Source organism: Paraburkholderia sp. (assembly GCF_024281035.1).
Classification (GTDB): domain Bacteria; phylum Pseudomonadota; class Gammaproteobacteria; order Burkholderiales; family Burkholderiaceae; genus Paraburkholderia.
In genome coordinates, this window is sequence record NZ_JAMXLH010000020.1 from 194,194 (window position 1) to 211,561 (window position 17,368).

Annotated in this window: 13 protein-coding genes and 1 pseudogene; 4 read left to right on the plus strand and 10 right to left on the minus strand. The window is 66.5% G+C overall.

Annotation, left to right across the window (positions count from 1 at the left end; all coding sequences use genetic code 11):
* The first annotated feature begins 182 nt into the window (after positions 1 to 182).
* From dnaK to pabB, 3 genes are all read left to right on the plus strand, one after another.
* Positions 183 to 2,129, plus strand: a complete 1,947-nt coding sequence (gene dnaK / locus Q0L30_RS05585; RefSeq protein ID WP_296652350.1) for a molecular chaperone DnaK — start codon at positions 183 to 185, stop codon at positions 2,127 to 2,129.
* A gap of 305 nt (positions 2,130 to 2,434) precedes the next feature.
* Positions 2,435 to 3,568 (plus strand): molecular chaperone DnaJ, encoded by a 1,134-nt coding sequence (dnaJ, locus tag Q0L30_RS05590; protein ID WP_293036988.1) that lies wholly within the window; start codon positions 2,435 to 2,437, stop codon positions 3,566 to 3,568.
* A gap of 101 nt (positions 3,569 to 3,669) precedes the next feature.
* On the plus strand, positions 3,670 to 5,616 hold the full coding sequence (gene pabB / locus Q0L30_RS05595; protein ID WP_296652354.1) for an aminodeoxychorismate synthase component I: 1,947 nt from the start codon (positions 3,670 to 3,672) through the stop codon (positions 5,614 to 5,616).
* A gap of 130 nt (positions 5,617 to 5,746) precedes the next feature.
* On the opposite strand, the gene panB is transcribed toward pabB, so the two are convergent.
* From panB to Q0L30_RS05630, 7 genes and pseudogenes are all read right to left on the minus strand, one after another.
* On the minus strand, positions 5,747 to 6,565 hold the full coding sequence (panB, locus tag Q0L30_RS05600) for a 3-methyl-2-oxobutanoate hydroxymethyltransferase (RefSeq protein ID WP_296652355.1): 819 nt from the start codon (positions 6,563 to 6,565) through the stop codon (positions 5,747 to 5,749).
* 47 nt (positions 6,566 to 6,612) lie between these two features.
* A complete protein-coding gene (locus Q0L30_RS05605; RefSeq protein ID WP_296652357.1) occupies positions 6,613 to 7,302 on the minus strand; it encodes a deoxynucleoside kinase in 690 nt (229 codons plus the stop codon).
* Positions 7,299 to 7,853, minus strand: coding sequence for a 2-amino-4-hydroxy-6-hydroxymethyldihydropteridine diphosphokinase (folK, locus tag Q0L30_RS05610; protein ID WP_296652359.1), 555 nt, complete (start codon positions 7,851 to 7,853; stop codon positions 7,299 to 7,301). Before folK ends, Q0L30_RS05605 begins: the two co-directional genes overlap by 4 nt.
* A 96-nt stretch (positions 7,854 to 7,949) precedes the next feature.
* Complete coding sequence (pcnB, locus tag Q0L30_RS05615; protein WP_296652360.1) at positions 7,950 to 9,632, minus strand: polynucleotide adenylyltransferase PcnB; 1,683 nt, start codon at positions 9,630 to 9,632, stop codon at positions 7,950 to 7,952.
* Positions 9,629 to 10,315 (minus strand): HAD family phosphatase, encoded by a 687-nt coding sequence (locus Q0L30_RS05620; RefSeq protein WP_296652361.1) that lies wholly within the window; start codon positions 10,313 to 10,315, stop codon positions 9,629 to 9,631. The genes pcnB and Q0L30_RS05620 overlap by 4 nt, the downstream gene beginning before the upstream one ends.
* Before the next feature lie 797 nt (positions 10,316 to 11,112).
* A pseudogene (hda, locus tag Q0L30_RS05625) lies at positions 11,113 to 11,793 on the minus strand (DnaA regulatory inactivator Hda); the annotation flags it as partial.
* A gap of 24 nt (positions 11,794 to 11,817) precedes the next feature.
* Positions 11,818 to 12,894 (minus strand): AI-2E family transporter, encoded by a 1,077-nt coding sequence (locus Q0L30_RS05630; RefSeq protein WP_296652363.1) that lies wholly within the window; start codon positions 12,892 to 12,894, stop codon positions 11,818 to 11,820.
* A 168-nt stretch (positions 12,895 to 13,062) separates the two neighbouring features.
* Here Q0L30_RS05630 and purM point away from each other — a divergent pair, with 168 nt between their 5' ends.
* The gene (gene purM, locus Q0L30_RS05635; protein WP_296652365.1) at positions 13,063 to 14,124 is read left to right on the plus strand and encodes a phosphoribosylformylglycinamidine cyclo-ligase; all 1,062 of its coding nucleotides are present in this window, start codon (positions 13,063 to 13,065) and stop codon (positions 14,122 to 14,124) included.
* Positions 14,125 to 14,294: 170 nt separating this feature from the next.
* Here the strand turns inward: purM and kynA are convergent, their stop codons facing one another.
* The 3 genes from kynA to kynB all read right to left on the minus strand — a co-directional run bounded on the left by kynA (position 14,295) and on the right by kynB (position 17,269).
* Positions 14,295 to 15,227 (minus strand): tryptophan 2,3-dioxygenase, encoded by a 933-nt coding sequence (gene kynA / locus Q0L30_RS05640; protein ID WP_296652432.1) that lies wholly within the window; start codon positions 15,225 to 15,227, stop codon positions 14,295 to 14,297.
* Positions 15,228 to 15,311: 84 nt separating this feature from the next.
* Positions 15,312 to 16,574, minus strand: a complete 1,263-nt coding sequence (gene kynU / locus Q0L30_RS05645) for a kynureninase (RefSeq protein ID WP_296652366.1) — start codon at positions 16,572 to 16,574, stop codon at positions 15,312 to 15,314.
* Positions 16,575 to 16,630: 56 nt separating this feature from the next.
* Complete coding sequence (gene kynB, locus Q0L30_RS05650) at positions 16,631 to 17,269, minus strand: arylformamidase (protein ID WP_296652367.1); 639 nt, start codon at positions 17,267 to 17,269, stop codon at positions 16,631 to 16,633.
* Between the last annotated feature and the right edge of the window lie 99 nt (positions 17,270 to 17,368).

The window sequence follows — 17,368 nt, forward strand, 5'->3', positions numbered from 1 at the left end:
GGCCGTTGCACGGGCGATTGAAAAAAATTAATGACCGGATAGCGCCCGGGGTCTTGAAAACGCCGCAGTGGCACTTATTTGGGCAGCAGTTCCGGATTGAAGCGGATGGCCGGCGCAGCAGGCGAAAGCCGTAGCGCGAGCGGCGCTCCGCACAGCGACCAAACATTGGAGATTAGATAAACATGGGCAAAATCATCGGTATCGACCTCGGCACCACCAACTCGTGCGTGGCGCTGATGGAAGGCAATCAAGTGAAGGTGATCGAGAACTCGGAAGGCGCCCGCACGACGCCGTCCATCATCGCCTACATGGACGACAACGAAGTGCTGGTCGGCGCGCCGGCCAAGCGCCAGTCGGTCACGAACCCGAAGAACACGCTTTACGCAGTCAAGCGCCTGATCGGCCGCCGCTTCGAAGAAAAAGAAGTGCAGAAGGACATCGGTCTGATGCCCTACAAGATCGTCAAGCACGACAACGGCGACGCGTGGGTCGAAGCGCACGGCGCGAAGCTCGCACCGTCGCAGATTTCGGCTGAAGTGCTGCGCAAGATGAAGAAGACCGCTGAAGACTACCTCGGCGAGCCGGTCACCGAAGCCGTGATCACGGTTCCCGCGTACTTCAACGACAGCCAGCGCCAGGCGACCAAGGACGCGGGCCGCATCGCCGGTCTGGAAGTCAAGCGCATCATCAACGAGCCGACGGCAGCCGCGCTCGCGTTCGGTCTGGACAAGGCCGAAAAGGGCGACCGCAAGATCGCCGTGTTCGACCTCGGCGGCGGCACGTTCGACATCTCGATCATCGAAATCGCGGACGTGGACGGCGAAATGCAGTTCGAAGTGCTCTCGACGAACGGCGACACGTTCCTCGGCGGCGAAGACTTCGACCAGCGCATCATCGATTACATCATCGGCGAGTTCAAGAAGGAGCAGGGCGTCGACCTCTCGAAGGACGTGCTCGCGCTGCAACGCCTGAAGGAAGCCGCTGAAAAGGCCAAGATCGAACTGTCGTCGGGCCAGCAGACCGAAATCAACCTGCCGTACATCACGGCGGACGCCTCGGGTCCGAAGCACCTGAACCTCAAGATCACGCGCGCCAAGCTCGAAGCGCTGGTCGAAGAGCTGATCGCGCGCACCATCGAGCCGTGCCGCGTGGCGATCAAGGACGCGGGCGTGAAGGTCGGGGACATCGACGACGTGATTCTCGTCGGCGGCCAGACGCGCATGCCGAAGGTCCAGGAAACGGTGAAGGAGTTCTTCGGCAAGGAACCGCGCCGCGACGTGAACCCGGACGAAGCCGTGGCCGTGGGCGCCGCGATCCAGGGCCAGGTGCTCTCGGGCGACCGCAAGGACGTGCTGCTTCTCGACGTCACCCCGCTCTCGCTCGGCATCGAGACGCTCGGCGGCGTGATGACGAAGATGATCAACAAGAACACCACGATCCCGACGAAGCACGCGCAGGTGTATTCGACGGCGGACGACAACCAGTCGGCCGTGACGATCAAGGTGTTCCAGGGCGAGCGCGAAATGGCAGCGGGCAACAAGCTGCTCGGCGAGTTCAACCTCGAAGGCATTCCGCCGTCGCCGCGCGGCGTACCGCAGATCGAAGTGACCTTCGACATCGACGCGAACGGCATTCTGCACGTCGGTGCGAAGGACAAGGCGACCGGCAAGGAAAACAAGATCACCATCAAGGCGAACTCGGGCCTGTCGGAAGCCGAGATCGAGAAGATGGTGAAGGACGCCGAAGCGAACGCGGAAGAAGATCACCGTCTGCATGAGCTGGCCGACGCGCGCAACCAGGGCGACGCGCTCGTTCACAGCACGAAGAAAGCCGTGGCCGAGTACGGTGACAAGATCGATGCGAGCGAGAAGGAAAAGATCGAAGCCGCGCTGAAGGACCTCGAAGACACGCTGAAGAGCTCGTCGGCGGACAAGGCGGGGATCGACGCGAAGGTCGAGGCACTGTCGGCAGCGTCGCAGAAGCTCGGCGAGAAGATGTACGCCGACATGCAGGCGCAGCAGGCGGGCGCTGCCGGTGCGGCGGGCGCGGCGGCGGGCGGTGCGCAGGAAAGCGCGCAGCAGGCCGACGACGTGGTCGACGCCGACTTCAAGGAAGTCAAGAAAGACTGACGCCAGAGGTTCCCGACCGCAGCGGCCGCTTGATGCAGAAGAGCGCAGAAGCGATGAAGTGGCTGTGAAGCGCGGCGGGAACCGGCCGCATCGGTTACGATGCGCGCAGTATTTGCACACGCCTGGCGAGCCTCGACGGCTCTCCGGGCACATTTGTTTTTTGGAGCCTGCTCTCGACGGGGGCCGCCGGAGTGCCGCAACACGGTGCCACGGCGATCGACGGGAGTGGCATACGGGTCACGAGACTCCAGCATTCACGAGGAGCCGGTGCGCGCGACCTGACGCGTGACTGGCGTTGAACCGATATGGCGAAACGGGATTACTACGAGGTTCTGGGCGTTGCGAAGAACGCGAGCGACGACGAAATCAAGAAGGCGTATCGCAAGCTGGCGATGAAGTATCACCCGGACCGCAATCCGGACAGCAAGGATGCGGAAGAGCATTTCAAGGAGGTGAAGGAAGCCTATGAAATGCTTTCGGACTCGCAAAAGCGGGGCGCGTACGACCAGTACGGGCACGCGGGCGTCGATCCGAGCATGGGCGGTGCGGGTGCGCAGGGCTTCGGCGGTTTCGCGGATGCATTCGGCGACATCTTCGGCGACATCTTCGGTCAGGCAGCGGGCGGCGCACGCGGCGCGCGCAGCGGCCCGCAGGTGTATCGCGGCGCGGACCTGCGCTACAGCATGGAGATCACGCTCGACCAGGCGGCGCACGGCTACGAAACGCAGATCCGCGTTCCGGGCTGGAGCGGCTGCGAGGTCTGTCACGGCTCGGGCGCGAAGCCCGGCACCAAGCCGGAAAGCTGCCCGACCTGCCACGGCTCGGGTTCGGTGCGCATGTCGCAGGGCTTCTTCAGCATCCAGCAGACCTGCCCGAAGTGCCACGGCACCGGCTCGTACATTCCCGAGCCCTGCACCAACTGCCACGGCGCGGGCAAGGTGAAGGAAACCAAGACACTCGAAGTGAAGATTCCCGCGGGCATCGACGACGGCATGCGGATCCGCTCCGCCGGCAACGGCGAGCCGGGAATCAACGGCGGGCCGTCGGGCGACCTCTACGTCGAGATTCACATCAAGTCGCACCCGGTGTTCGAGCGCGACGGCGACGACCTGCACTGCCAGATGCCGATTCCGTTCACGACGGCGGCGCTCGGCGGCGAGATCGAAGTGCCCACGCTGGCGGGCCGCGCGAGCTTCACGGTGCCCGAGGGCACGCAGTCGGGCAAGACCTTCCGTCTGCGCGGCAAGGGCATCAAGGGGCTGCGTTCGAGTATCGCGGGCGATCTGTACGTGCACGTGCAGGTCGAAACGCCGGTCAAGCTCACCGACCAGCAGCGCGACCTGCTCCAGCAGTTCGAGAAGTCGCTGGTGGAAGGCGGCGCGCGTCACAGCCCGCAGAGCAAGAGCTGGTTCGACCGCGTGAAGAGCTTCTTCGACTGAGTTTCAATCGGGTAAGGCCCTGAACCGGCGGCGCGCAGCAGCGCCGCTGGCCAGGCCTCGCCAGGCTGCGGTTAGCCCGTAGGTAGGCAGCAGGTGCGTCTATGGCAGTGAACGACGGCGGCGCGGTATTCGCGCTGCTCGACGATGGCAATTCCGCTGGCGATTCAGGCGCGGTGCGCCGCACGAGTCGCCTGTACACGGGGTTCGTGCGTGAGCGCGTGTGTGCCCGGGCGCAGGATCTCGACGCGGTGTGCCGCGATGTCGACGACGATCTGCGCGCGGGGCTCCACGCGGTCGTGCTGGGCGATTACGCGTTCGGCCGCGCCCTGCAGTTTGCTGCACCCTCCGATTGCGACTCCGACAAAACGCAGCACGGCGATGCCGTGCTGCGTTTTTTATTGTTCGAACGCTGCGAGCACTTCGCGCGTGAAGATGTCGATGCCTGGCTCGCGGCGCGCGAAGGCGCCGACGCGCCCGCGCCCGCCGGTATCGCGGGCGTTGTGTCCGGCGTCGATCGCGCACGGTTCGAAGCGGACATCGAAGCCGTGCAGGCCGCACTGCGCGCGGGCGAGTCGTATCAGATCAACTACACGTACCGGCTTCAGTTCGAGGCGTTCGGTGCGCCGCTCGCGCTCTATCGGCGCTTGCGCGAGCGCCAGCGCGTGCCGTATGGCGCGCTGATCGCGCTGCCGGGCGACCGCTGGGTGCTTTCGTGTTCGCCGGAATTGTTTGTCGAGAAGCACGGCGACACGCTGCGCGCGAAACCGATGAAGGGCACCGCCGCGCGCCCCGCCGATCCAGCCGCTGATCCCGCCGCCGACCGCGCCGCAGCGCAGTTCCTCGCGAACGACCCGAAGAACCGCGCCGAAAACGTCATGATCGTCGATCTGCTGCGCAACGACCTCTCGCGCATTGCGCAGACGGGCTCGGTGCGCGTGCCGGCGCTCTTTTGCGTGGAGCCGTATGGGGCCGTGTGGCAGATGACTTCCACGGTCGAGGCGAACATGCGCGCGCACACGACGTTCGCCGACATGATGCGCGCGCTCTTTCCGTGCGGATCGATCACGGGTGCGCCGAAGCACCGTACGATGGAACTCATCGACGCGCTGGAGCATGGTCCGCGCGGACTCTACACCGGTACGATCGGCTGGCTGGAGGCTGCGGATGCAGCGGATGCCGCCGCGCACGATGAAGGACGCGCCTCCGCCGTGGATGCATGCGGCGACTTCTGCCTCTCGGTCGCGATCCGCACGCTGACACTCGACGCGCCCGCTGCGCGAGGCGGCATGCGGCGCGGCGCGATGGGCGTCGGCGCGGGCATCGTGCTCGATAGCGTTGCCGCCGACGAATACGAGGAGACCCGTTTGAAAGCACGTTTTCTGACCGGAGCCGATCCCGGCATCGCGTTGTTCGAAACGATGTATGCGACGCGTGCCGACGGCGTGCGCCACGTCGAGCGGCATCTCGCGCGGCTCGCGGGCAGCGCTGCGTGGCTCGGTTTCCCCTGCGATGCCGATGCGTTGCGTGCGCGTCTTGCGGCGACCTGCACCGGTTTGCCCGAGGGTGTGCCGCATCGCATGCGCGTCGCGCTCGGCAAGGACGGCGTGGCGCAACTGACCTTCGCGCCGCTCGCGCCGCTTGCGCCATCGGCCGGGCAGACGGTCGGCGTGATGCTTGCCCCCGATCATGGCTTCGCGCCGGTCGAATCGGCCGATGCGCTGTTGCTGCGCAAGACCACGCGCCGAGCCGAATTCGACCGCGCCTGGCACGAAGCCGAGGCGCACGGTGCATTCGACATGCTGTTCTTCAACGAGCGCGGCGAACTGACCGAAGGCGGGCGCAGCAACGTGTTCTTGAAGCTCGACGGGAAGTGGTGGACGCCGCCGCTGTCATCGGGCGTGCTGCCGGGCGTGATGCGCGGCGTGCTGCTCGACGATGTGTCGGTGGCCGCGAAAGAGCGCGTGCTCACGCGCGAGGATGTGGCGAATGCCGAGGCGCTGATGCTCACCAACGCACTACGCGGTGTGGTGCCGGCGCGGCTTGTCTGATGGTTTGCTGATCGCTTTCTGACGATTCCAGTCGTTAGCCGCAACGGAAGAAGGTGCGCGGTCAACGAAAACGAAAGAGAAAACAAAAAGGACGCGGCGCTTCAGGCGCCGCGCCCTTCTTCAAGGGTGCTTACTGAAAGCCGTGCTCGGCGCCGGGGAATGAGCCGTCCTTCACGGCCTTCACGTACGCGACCACGGCCGATTCGATATTCGGCTGCCCTTGCATGAAATCCTTCACGAAGCGCGGACGCTTGCCGGGGAAAATGCCGAGCATGTCGTGCAGCACGAGCACCTGGCCCGAGCAGCCCGCACCGGCGCCGATCCCGATCGTCGGCACGCGCAACTGGTTCGTGACCATCGCGCCGAGCGATGACGGCACCGCTTCCATCAACACGATCTGCGCGCCCGCGTCCTGCAGCGCCTGCGCGTCGCGCAGCAGCTGCGCCGCGCCGCTCTCGGTCTTGCCCTGCACCTTGAAGCCGCCGAACGCGTGCACCGACTGCGGCGTGAGGCCGATGTGCGCGCACACGGGCACCGCGCGTTCGATCAGCATCGCCACCGTGGGCGCGAGCCATTCGCCGCCCTCGATCTTCACCATCTGCGCGCCCGCGCGCATGAGCTTCACCGAGCTCGCGAACGCTTCTTCGGGGGTGCCGAAGGTGCCGAACGGCAGATCGGCCATGATGAGCGCGGACGGCTGTGCGCGCGCGACGCACGCCGTGTGATACGCGATGTCGTCGAGCGAGACGGGCAGCGTCGTCGTGTGACCCTGGAGCACATTGCCGAGCGAGTCGCCGATCAGCAGCACGTCGACGCCCGCGCGGTCGCACAGCGACGAGAAGCTCGCGTCATAGCAGGTCAGCATGGCGATCTTTTCGCCAGCATCGCGCATGGCCTGGAGTTTGGGCACGGTGACGGCGCTGCGGCTCGTTTCCTGCAGGTAAGTCATGGAGCGGTCCGTTGGAGAGCAAGACAGAAAGGGAAAGGGGACGCCGTCTACAGCAGCGTGCCCTGGACGAAGGACTCCTTGCGGCCGCGCATGGTCTCGATGCGTTCGGCAATGAGCGCAAGGTCCGCGTCGGAGTCGAGCGGATTCAGGTTTTCTACGCCGACGGTCAGCACCGGCGCGTGGTCGTAATGATAGAAAAATTCGTTGTAGCTGTCGCAGAGGGCACGCAAAAACGTGTCGGAAATCGGCAGTTCGGCGGGATTCGCGCGTTTCTGGATGCGCGCGTAGAGCGCCTCGGGGCTCGCCTGCAGATAGACGACGAGATCCGGCGGCGGCGCCTGGGCGACGAGCCGTTCGGCGAGCGCCTCGTAGAGCGGCAGTTCGTCCGGCGCGAGCGTGAGGCGCGCGAACAGATCGTTGCGCCCGGCAAGGAAGTTGGTCACGATCGGCGTGCCCGCCGCCCGGCACGCGGCGATGTCTCTCGACATATGCTCGCGGCGCAGCGCGAAATGCAGCTGCACGGCGAGACCGTGACGCGACGTGTCGCGATAGTAGCGTTCGAGAAACGGATTGGCCGCGCTCGATTCGAGCAGCGTGTGCATGGACCAGCGGTCGGCAAGACGCGCGGCGAGCGCCGACTTGCCCGCGCCGATCGGCCCTTCGATGGCGATGTGGGACAGCGGCGGACGCGCCGTGCGTGCCGTACGTGTCGTCGCGAAGAGCGAAGGCGCGTTCATCGGCCGATGCCGTCCGGCGCCGGGTGGTCCCGCGCGCCGTCGATGGCGTTTGCCGCGCCGAAGCACTGGCACGACGGTTTCACCTTCTCGATGCGCTGGTCGGCCACCGCGGGCAGCAGCGCGCTGGCCGGACCGTGGCCGGGAATCACGAGATCGGGCTCGATTTCGACAGCCGGCACAAGCACGAACGCGCGCGCCGTCATGCGCGGATGCGGCACGGTCAGGTCGGGTGTGTCGATTACGGTGTCGCCGAACAGCAGGATGTCGATGTCGAGCGTGCGCGGGGCGTTGCGAAAGGGGCGCTCCCGGCCGAAGTGATGTTCGATGCGCTGGCACAGCGCCAGCAGTTCCGGCGCGCCGAGGCTCGTGTCGAGCTTGACCACGCAGTTCAGGTAATCGTCGCCGTCCGCGTCGATGGGGGCGGTGCGATAGATGCTCGACTTGGCGAGCACCGCGAGGGTGTGCTGCTGTGCAAGGCACACCACCGCGTCTTTGAGGGTCTGGCGCGCATCCCCCAGATTCGCGCCGATTCCCAGCCAGGCAACCGTCATGGCTTCACTTCCTGCGACTGTCGTTTCCGGTTCGTCAAAATCGCGTCATGCGCGAGGCGCCGCTCAGTGCTCGCCCGGTCCTCGCTCAATCCTTGCTCAGTCCTCGTACTGACCGTCGTGGCCGGCACGCTCCGGCGCACCGGCGCTTTCGCCGCCTGCATCGCCTGCGTCACCTGCATCGCCTGCACCACCTGTGTCGTGTCCGGCCTCCCCGGCGGACTTGCGGTTCTTCGCCCCGCCGCGGCGGCGGCGCTTGCGCGGCGCGCGTTCCTTGCCGCCCGCGGCGAGCAGCGTTTCGCGCGCGGCCGGGTCGCCGCTGATGAAATCCGTCCACCAGCCGCCGACCTCTGCGTCGAGCTCGCCCGACTCGCAGCGCAATAGCAGGAAATCATACCCCGCTCTGAAACGCGGGTGTTCCAGCAGCTTGATCGCGCTGCGGCCGCGCTTTTCGAGGCGCTGCTGCAGGCTCCATATCTCTCGCATGTCCGACGAATAGCGGCGGTGGATCGCGAGCTTCTCGGTTTGCGCCTCGATCACGTCGTCCATCGCGTGATGGATCGCGGGTACGGGGAATTCGCCCTCGGCCGTGTATTGCTGCCAGCGCTGCTGGACGTCGTGCCAGAGCAGGGTCGCGAACAGGAAGCCGGGCGAGACCGGCTTGCCCGCGCGCACGCGCGCGTCGGTGCTCGACAGCGCAAGCGTGATGAAGCGCTCGCCTTGCGGCTGCTCGAGGATCACGTCGAGCAGCGGCAACAGGCCATGATGCAGACCTTCCTTGCGCAGCCACTTGACGCAGTCGAGCGCGTAGCCGGACAGCAGCAGCTTGAGCATCTCGTCGAAGAGACGCGCGGCCGGAACGTTGTTGATGAGGTCGGCGAGTTCCTTGATCGGCTCGCGCGTGCGGTCCTCGATCTCGAAGCCGAGCTTCGCCGCGAAGCGCACCACGCGCATCATGCGCACCGGGTCCTCGCGATAGCGCGTGGCCGGGTCGCCGATCATCCGCAACAGGTGGGCGCGCATGTCGGCCATCCCGTTGTGATAGTCGAGCACGGTCTGCGTCGCCGGATCGTAGTACATCGCGTTGATCGTGAAGTCGCGGCGCGTGGCGTCTTCATGCTGCTCGCCCCAGACGTTGTCGCGCAGCACGCGGCCGCTCGCGTCCACCGCATGGGTGCGGCGGTCGAGTTCGTCGCGGTGCAGGCGCTTCGCGGGCGCGGCGCTCGCCGACGGTGCAGAGGGCGCGGGCGGATCGACCAGCGCGCGGAACGTCGAGACTTCGATGATTTCCTGGCCGAACTGCACGTGCACGATCTGGAAGCGCCGGCCGATGATGCGCGCGCGGCGAAAGAGCTTCTGCACCTGGTCGGGCGTGGCGTCCGTGGCGACGTCAAAGTCCTTCGGCGCGACGCCGAGCAGCAGGTCGCGCACCGCGCCGCCCACGATGAACGCGCGAAAACCGGCTTGCTGGAGCCCTTCGGTCACGCGGACCGCGTTCTTCGAGATCAGTGCGGGGTCGATGCCGTGGATGTCGGCGGGAAGGACGACGGGCACAACCGGACCGGCGTTTCTGCCCGAGCCCTTCGCGGCAGTGCGGGGCCGGGAATGCTTCGGCGCGGCTTCGTCGACGGCGGTGGTGGCGGCAGCGGCCGGTTTGCGGCGGCTGCGGGGAGCGGTGTCGTCGTGCACCGGCGCGGACGCCGCGCCGGTCGATGCATCGTCTGCGGCCGTGGCGGACGTGCTGTCCTGGCCGAATAGCTTGCGGATAAGTTTTTTGATCACGATGCCTGGAACAAATCGAGGATGCGCCAGCCAGCCGACTGTGCGTGCGCGCGCAGGGTTGCGTCGGGATTGGTCGCGATCGGGTCGGTCACTTTTTCGAGCAGCGGGATGTCATTATGCGAGTCGCTGTAGAAATAGCTGTGCTCGAAGTCCGACCACGTCTTGCCGAGCGATGCGAGCCACGCCTCGGTGCGCACGATCTTGCCTTCGCGGTAGCTCGGCGTGCCGGTCGGACGGCCCGTATAAGGCGAGTCCGGATGGCCGTCCACCGTTTCGGCCTCGCAGGCGATCAGCTTGTCGACGCCGAATACCCCGGCAATCGGGCCCGTGATGAATTCGTTGGTCGCCGTCACCATGCAGCAGAGGTCGCCCGCGTCCTTGTGCTGGCGCACGAGTTCGATGGCAGCCGGAACGATCGCCGGCTTGATGACTTCGTGCATGTACTGATCGTGCCACTCCTTGAGCTGGGCGCGCGAATACTTCGAGAGCGGCGTGAGCATGGCGACGAGATACGCGTGGATGTCGAGCACGCCGGCCTTGTAGTCGGCGAAGAAGCGGTCGTTCTGCTCGTTGAAGCGCTCGGCGTCGACAATGCCGAGCTTCACCATGAAGCGGCCCCATTCGTGGTCGCTGTCGGTTGGGATCAGCGTGTGATCGAGATCGAAAAGTGCAAGGTTAGCCATGGGCGCTCATTTTACTTGAAGCGGATAAAGCCGTTGGCCGCCGCCGGTTTGTCCGCCTGCTGTGGGTCAGTGGCAGGTCCGGCTGACGGGCTGTCGCTGACGCGCGCGCGGGGCTCGGAGGGCGCGTGCGGCGTGCTTTGCGCTGCGGCTTCGGTTGCGTCGGTTGCTGCTGCGTTGGGGTTGCCATCGGGTTCCGCGCTCAGGTCACCGCCCGGTTCTCCGCTCAGTTCTCCGCTCGGTTCTCCGCTCGGTTCGCCGCCCGGTTCACCGCTCAGTTCACTGCTTAGGTCACCGCCCGGTTCTCCGCTCGGTTCGCTGCTTGGTTCACCGCTGAGTTCACTGCTCAGTTCACCGCCGAGTTCGCCGTTCAGTTCGCCGCTGACGTCGGCTTCGACTTCGCCCGTGAGCTCGCCGCCCAGTTCGCGCTCGACGACGTCGCGAAAGCTCGCGCCGAGTTCGCCGTCGACGCTGTCGGTGGGCGTGGCAAACGGCGCCGGTTGCGGCGCGCGCGGCTGCGAGGCCGGTGCACGCGCCGGTTCGTAGGGCGCAGCGGGACAGGCGGGAGCGTCGGCTCGCGCGGATAGCGTGCGCTCGCCGCCGATGTCATCGCTCTCAGTACCGCTTCCCGTGCCGCTTCCCGCGCCGCTTCCGGCGTGGATTCCCGCGCCCGGAACCAACGCCGGATCGACAGAGAACAGGTCGAGTTCGTCGTCGATGCCGTCATCGAAATTGCCTGCCGCCGCCGCAGCCGCAGCCGCAGCCGCAGCAACAGCCGCCCCGCCGTCCGTGGGCAGCCCCGCCGCGAGCATCGTGCGCAACAGCGGCAGCGTCACCGCGCGCTTCTGTTCGAGCGAAAAGCGGTCGAGCGCGTCGAGCAGCGCCATCAGGCTCGGCATGTCGCGCCGGAAGTGCGTGAGCAGGTAGGCGGGCACGTCGTCGGCGAGCGCGATGCCGCGCTCGCGCGCCGCGCGCTTCAGCACACTGGATTTGTCGGCGTCGGCGAGCGGCGCGAGGTGGAACACGAGCCCCCAGCCCAGCCGCGTGCGCAGATCCTCGCGCACCGCGAGACCCATCGGCGCCGCGCTGCCGGTCGCGACGAGCGCGCAGGTCGGGTGGGCGCGCACTTCGTTGAACAGGTTGAAGAGCGCGATCTGCTGCGCGCCCGAGAGCGCGTCGCAATCGTCCACGGCGTAGATCGCCACGCGCGGATCGAAGCCGAACGCCGCGAGCGCGCTTTGCGGCCCGAGATACCGTGCCCCGCCCGACGGCGTTTCGTGGACGAGCGCGTGCAGCAGATGGCTGCGCCCGCTGCCGGGCTCGCCCCAGACGTAGAAGGTGCGGTCGGCGACCGGACCGGCTGCGAGCGCGGTGTCGAGCCCGCGCAGGCGCGCGACCAGCTCCGTGTTGGCGCCGGTGTGGAAGTTGTCGAAGGTCGATGGCGGCGGGGTGCCGAGATCGAGCGTTAGCTGTCGCTGCACGGTGGGACGAGGCGTAAATCAGTATCAGTTCTTGTAAAGCGCGCTATCGAGGTAACTGCGGCGCAGCTCGCGCAGCGCGACCGAGAGGATCGCGCTTGCGGGCAGCGCAAGCAGCACACCGAAGAAACCGAAGAGTTGACCGAAGGCGAGCAACGCGAAGATCACCGCGAGCGGATGCAGCCCGATGCGCTCGCCGACGAGGCGCGGCGTGAGGAAAAACCCTTCGAGGATCTGTCCGATGCCGTAGACGAGCGCGACCGCGCCGAAGCCGTACCAGTCGCCGAACTGCAGGAGCGCGGCGATCAGCGCGAGCACGAGGCCGGTCGCGTAGCCGAGATAGGGGATCAGCACGGCGAGGCCCGTGAAGATGCCGACCGGCAGCGCGACTTCGAAGCCCGCGATGGAGAGCGCGATCGCGTAGAACGCCGCGAGAATCGCCATCACGAGCAACTGGCCGCGCAGGTATTGGGCGAGCATGCGGTCCATTTCGCCCGCCAGTTCCAGCGTGCGCGCGAGCCAGCGGCGCGGAATGATGGCCTGGATGCGCGTGAGCATCGCGTTCCAGTCGTAGAGCAGATAGAACAGGACGAGCGGCACCAGCACGAGGTTGCTGACGAGCGAGATCATCACGTCGCTGCTCGTGCGCACCGATGCCCAGGCGTAGAGCGCGATCGACTGCGCGCTGGCTTCGAGCTTGCTCGTCGCGAGATCGCGCAGGCTCTGGAAGTCGAGCGTGTCCTGCATGCCGAGCAGCGCGAGCTTGGGCGTGAGCCAGTCGTGCAGGTGGTTGAGCATCACCGGCACCTGTTGCTTCAACTGTGGCCCTTCTTTCTGGATCACGGCGAGCAGCAGCACGACCAGCATCGTCACGGCGAGCGCGAACAGCAGGATCATGACGAGCGCGGCCAGGCTGCGCGGCACGCGGCGGCGCACGAACCAGGCCACGCCCGGCTGCAGGATGTAGGCGATGATCGCGCCGAGCAGGAACGGCGTGAGGACCGGCCGCAGCAGCCACAGCACGATGCCGAAGGCGAGTGCCAGCCCGGCCCAGATGAGGGCCTGGCGCTGGTACGGCGTCAAAATCGGTGTATTCGGTGACAAAGGATGGCTTTCCGGTCGTTGGGCGGGCCGCGATGGGGCTATTCAGGTCATTCGGACCATTCGGGCCGCGAGTGAGGCTGCCGCGCATGCAATTTGCGGCCAGGCAGCGGCGGCGAGGTGCCGTCAATCGGTTAAAATCGCATTTTACCGACCTTCTGGCACTTCCCCATGAATCAACCGAAATCCGACCAGGCCGCCGGCGCCCAGGGCCTCTCGTACCGCGATGCCGGCGTGGACATCGACGCGGGCGACGCGCTCGTCGATCGCATCAAGCCCTTCGCAAAGAAGACGCTGCGCGAAGGCGTGATGGGCGGCATCGGCGGGTTCGGCGCGCTGTTCGAAGTGCCGAAGAAGTACAAGGAGCCCGTGCTCGTGTCGGGCACCGACGGCGTGGGCACGAAGCTGCGCCTCGCCTTTCATCTGAACAAACACGACACGGTCGGCCAGGATCTCGTCGCGATGAGCGTCAACGACATCCTCGTGCAAGGCGCCGAACCGCTCTTCTTCCTCGACTATTTCGCGTGCGGCAAGCTCGATGTCGACACGGCCGCGACGGTCGTGAAAGGCATCGCGCACGGCTGCGAGCTGTCGGGTTGCGCGCTGATCGGCGGCGAAACCGCCGAAATGCCGGGCATGTACCCGGACGGCGAATACGACCTCGCGGGCTTCGCGGTCGGCGCGGTCGAGAAAAGCAAGATCATCGACGGCAGCACGATCACCCCGGGCGACGTGGTGCTGGGCCTCGCTTCGAGCGGCATCCATTCGAACGGCTTCTCGCTCGTGCGCAAGATCATCGAGCGCGCGAACCCGGATCTCAACGCCGACTTCCACGGCCGCTCGCTCGCCGACGCGCTGATGGCGCCCACGCGCATCTACGTGAAACCGCTGCTCGCGCTGATGCAGCAGGTGACGGTGAAGGGCATGGCGCACATCACGGGCGGCGGGCTTGTCGAGAACATTCCGCGCGTGCTGCGCGAGGGCCTCACCGCCGAACTCGATCACCGCGCCTGGCCGCTGCCGCCGCTCTTCTCGTGGCTGCAGCAGCACGGCGGCGTCGCCGATGCGGAGATGCATCGCGTGTTCAACTGCGGCATCGGCATGGCCGTGGTCGTGTCCGCCGATCAGGCCGATCAGGCCGTCGCACAGCTCGCCGCCGCAGGCGAGCAGGTGTGGAAGATCGGTGTCGTGCGCGAGAGCAAGGCAGGCGAAGCGCAGACCGTGGTGGTCTAAAACAGCCAGGCCGTGGCGCGACCAGGCGCCATCGGCCCGCTGAAATCGCCGAATTCGCTCGATCGGCTTGAAATAATTCGCGCCGGTGAGGTCGGCCCATCAGGGCTTGTCTCACCGGCGCGAAGTCGTTTCAGGGCGTTTTAGAGCGTTTTCAGGGCGCGCTGACTGCGTTACAGCACCGTGCGCACGTGCCAAAGCTCGGGGAACAGCACGATATCGAGCATCTTGCGCAGATAAGGCGCGCCGCTCGTGCCGCCGGTGCCCTGCTTGAAGCCGATGATCCGCTCGACGGTCGTGACATGGCGGAAGCGCCACTGCCGGAACGCGTCTTCGAGATCGACGAGTTCCTCGGCCATCTCATACAAATCCCAGTACTGGGAAGGATTGCGATAGATTTCGAGCCAGGCGGCTTCGACGGACGGATCGTGCGCCGTGGGCAGCGTCCAGTCGCACGTGAGCCGCTCCGGCGAGATGGCGAATCCGCGTCGCGCGAGCAGGCGGATCACTTCGTCGTAGAACGACGGCGCTTCCAGCGTGTCTTTCACCTGCTTCAGAATCTCGGGCCGATGTTCGTGCGGCTTGAGCATCTGCACATTCTTGTTGCCGAGCAGAAATTCGATCTGCCGGTACTGGTACGACTGAAACCCGGAAGAACTGCCGAGGTAAGGCCGCATCGCGGTGTACTCGGACGGCGTGAGCGTCGACAACACGCTCCACGCCTGCACGAGCTGCTCCATGATCCGCGACACGCGCGCCAGCTGCTTGAAGGCCGGCGGCAGTTCATCGCGATGCACGTTCGCGAGCGCCGCGCGCAGTTCGTACAGCGCGAGCTTCATCCATAGCTCGCTCGTCTGATGCTGCACGATGAACAGCATCTCGTTGTGGTCGGGCGAGAGCGGATGCTGTGCGTTCAGCACGGCATCGAGCGCGAGATAGTCGCCGTAGCTCATCGACTTCGAAAAGTCGAGCTTTGCGTCGTGCCAGCCGGCTGCGCCCGCCGTGCCCTCTGCGCCCGCCGTACTCGCTGCGGCGGCCGCTGCCGGTGCGCCCGCGACGGGGCAGGTGCCGTGCGGCGCAGCCGCGGCTTCGATGGCGTCCGGCATACCGGGAATCTGCATGTGATCGGTCAAGTTCGTCTCCTCTCGACGGGATCTGGCGCGTCAGCGCCGCGTCCCATTCCATGTCAATCAGGTCACCGCGCCGCGCGCGGCGAATTCCGGCTTGCGCCAGGATTCGGTCGTGAGCACGTCGCGCAGCGTCTCGACGGCGTCCCACACATCCACGAAGCGCACGTAGAGCGGCGTGAAGCCGAAGCGCAGCACGCGCGGCTCGCGGTAATCGCCGATCACGCCGCGCGCGATCAGCGCCTGCATCACCTCATAGCCATGCGGGTGCTCGAAGCTCACGTGCGAGCCCCGCTGCGCGTGCTCGCGCGGCGTGACGAGCGTGAGATCGAGGCCCGCGCAGCGCGTCTCGACCAGTTCGATGAAGCGATCGGTCAGCGCCAGCGACTTGCGGCGCACCGCTGCCATGTCGGTCTGCAGGAACACGTCGAGGCCGCATTCGACGAGCGCCATCGAAACGATCGGCTGCGTGCCGCACAGGAAGCGGCCAATGCCGTCGTCCGGGCGGTACTCGGGGCTCATTTCGAAGGGTTTCTTGTGGCCCCACCAGCCCGATAGCGGCTGCGAAAACGCGTTCTGGTGCCGCTTGGGCACCCAGACGAATGCGGGCGAGCCCGGGCCGCCGTTGAGGTACTTGTAGGTGCAGCCCACGGCGTAATCGGCGTTCGCGTCGTTCAGCGCGACGCCGACCGCGCCCGCCGAATGCGCGAGGTCCCACAGCGCGAGCGCGCCGCGCGCGTGGATCAGTTCGGTGAGCGCGACCATGTCGTGCATGTAGCCCGTGCGGTAGTTCACGTGCGTAATCATCGCCACGGCGACATCGTCGGTGAGCGCGGCGGGCAGTTCGGCCGGATCGTCGACGAGGCGCAGTTCATAGCCGCGGTCGAGCTGTTCGATGAGGCCCTGCGCGATGTAGAGATCGGTCGGGAAGTTCGCGCGCTCGGAGACGATCACGCGGCGCTTCGGATCGCGCTGGGCCTGCACGCGCAGCGCCGCCGAGAGGACCTTGAAGAGATTCACCGAGATCGTGTCGGTGACGACCACCTCGTCCTCGCCCGCGCCGATCAGCGCGCCCAGCTTGTTGCCGAGCCGGCGCGGCAGCGCGAACCAGCCTGCGGTGTTCCAGCTGCGGATCAGACCGTCGCCCCATTCGGCGCCGATCACGGCCTGCGCACGCGCGGCGGCGGCTTTGGGCGGCACGCCGAGCGAGTTGCCGTCGAGGTAGATCGTGTCGGGCGCGAGCGCGAACTGGTCGCGCAGGGCCGCGAGCGGGTCGGCGCGATCGAGTGCTTCGGCTTCGGTGCGCGTTTCGTTCCTGTTATTCATGGGTGGTTGCGTTTGCGGTTGGACGGTTGGCAATCGTGATGAGAATCGGGATCCGTTCATGCCGTACGAGGCAGCGCGCGCAGCACGGCGCGCACGGGGCTCGCATCGAGCGTGGCGAACTTGAGCGGCAGCGCGATCAGCTCGTAGTCGCCCGGCGCGACGGCGTCGAGCACGATGCCTTCGAGAATCGCCATGCGATGCGCTCGGATCCGGTGGTGCGCATCCATCGTCTTCGAATCCTGCGGATCGAGCGATGGCGTGTCGATGCCGATCAGCCGCACGCCGCGCGCGGCCAGCAGGTCGATCGTCTCGGGTGCGACCGCGCAGAACGCGCTGTCCCAGCGCTCGACGCTCGCCCGCGCATAGGTGCGCAGCAGCACGCGCGGCGGCAGATCGTCGAGTGCATGCGCGATGTGCGCGGGCTGCACGAGCGGTGCGGCGCCGATGCAATGGATCACGCGGCACGCGCCGAGATAGGCGTCGAGCGCGACCGCGCCGATCGGGGCGCCGTCCTGGTCGTAGTGCAGCGGCGCGTCGGTGTGCGCGCCGGTGTGCGGCGAGAGCGTCACGCGTGCGACATTTACCGGCGAACCGGCCTCCATGCGCCAGACGCGTTCCACGCCGACCGGCGTATCGCCGGGCCAGACGGGCGTGCCGGGATGGATCGGCGGGGAAATATCCCAGATATTGTTCATGACATTGATCTATGTGCGCGGACTGTGCTTCGAATGATAGGCAAGCTGGAGTGAAATGTGCTTGCTTAAAAAACGCCGCCGACTATAACTGTTGGCAGA

Excerpts from the sequence above, each read along its gene's own strand:
- dnaK (WP_296652350.1), top strand. The coding sequence starts at position 183 with ATGGGCAAAATCATCGGTATCGACCTCGGCACCACCAACTCGTGCGTG.
- dnaJ (WP_293036988.1), top strand. The coding sequence starts at position 2,435 with ATGGCGAAACGGGATTACTACGAGGTTCTGGGCGTTGCGAAGAACGCG.
- pabB (WP_296652354.1), top strand. The coding sequence starts at position 3,670 with ATGGCAGTGAACGACGGCGGCGCGGTATTCGCGCTGCTCGACGATGGC.
- panB (WP_296652355.1), bottom strand. The coding sequence starts at position 6,565 with ATGACTTACCTGCAGGAAACGAGCCGCAGCGCCGTCACCGTGCCCAAA.
- Q0L30_RS05605 (WP_296652357.1), bottom strand. The coding sequence starts at position 7,302 with ATGAACGCGCCTTCGCTCTTCGCGACGACACGTACGGCACGCACGGCG.
- folK (WP_296652359.1), bottom strand. The coding sequence starts at position 7,853 with ATGACGGTTGCCTGGCTGGGAATCGGCGCGAATCTGGGGGATGCGCGC.
- Q0L30_RS05620 (WP_296652361.1), bottom strand. The coding sequence starts at position 10,315 with ATGGCTAACCTTGCACTTTTCGATCTCGATCACACGCTGATCCCAACC.
- purM (WP_296652365.1), top strand. The coding sequence starts at position 13,063 with ATGAATCAACCGAAATCCGACCAGGCCGCCGGCGCCCAGGGCCTCTCG.
- kynA (WP_296652432.1), bottom strand. The coding sequence starts at position 15,227 with ATGCCGGACGCCATCGAAGCCGCGGCTGCGCCGCACGGCACCTGCCCC.
- kynU (WP_296652366.1), bottom strand. The coding sequence starts at position 16,574 with ATGAATAACAGGAACGAAACGCGCACCGAAGCCGAAGCACTCGATCGC.
- kynB (WP_296652367.1), bottom strand. The coding sequence starts at position 17,269 with ATGAACAATATCTGGGATATTTCCCCGCCGATCCATCCCGGCACGCCC.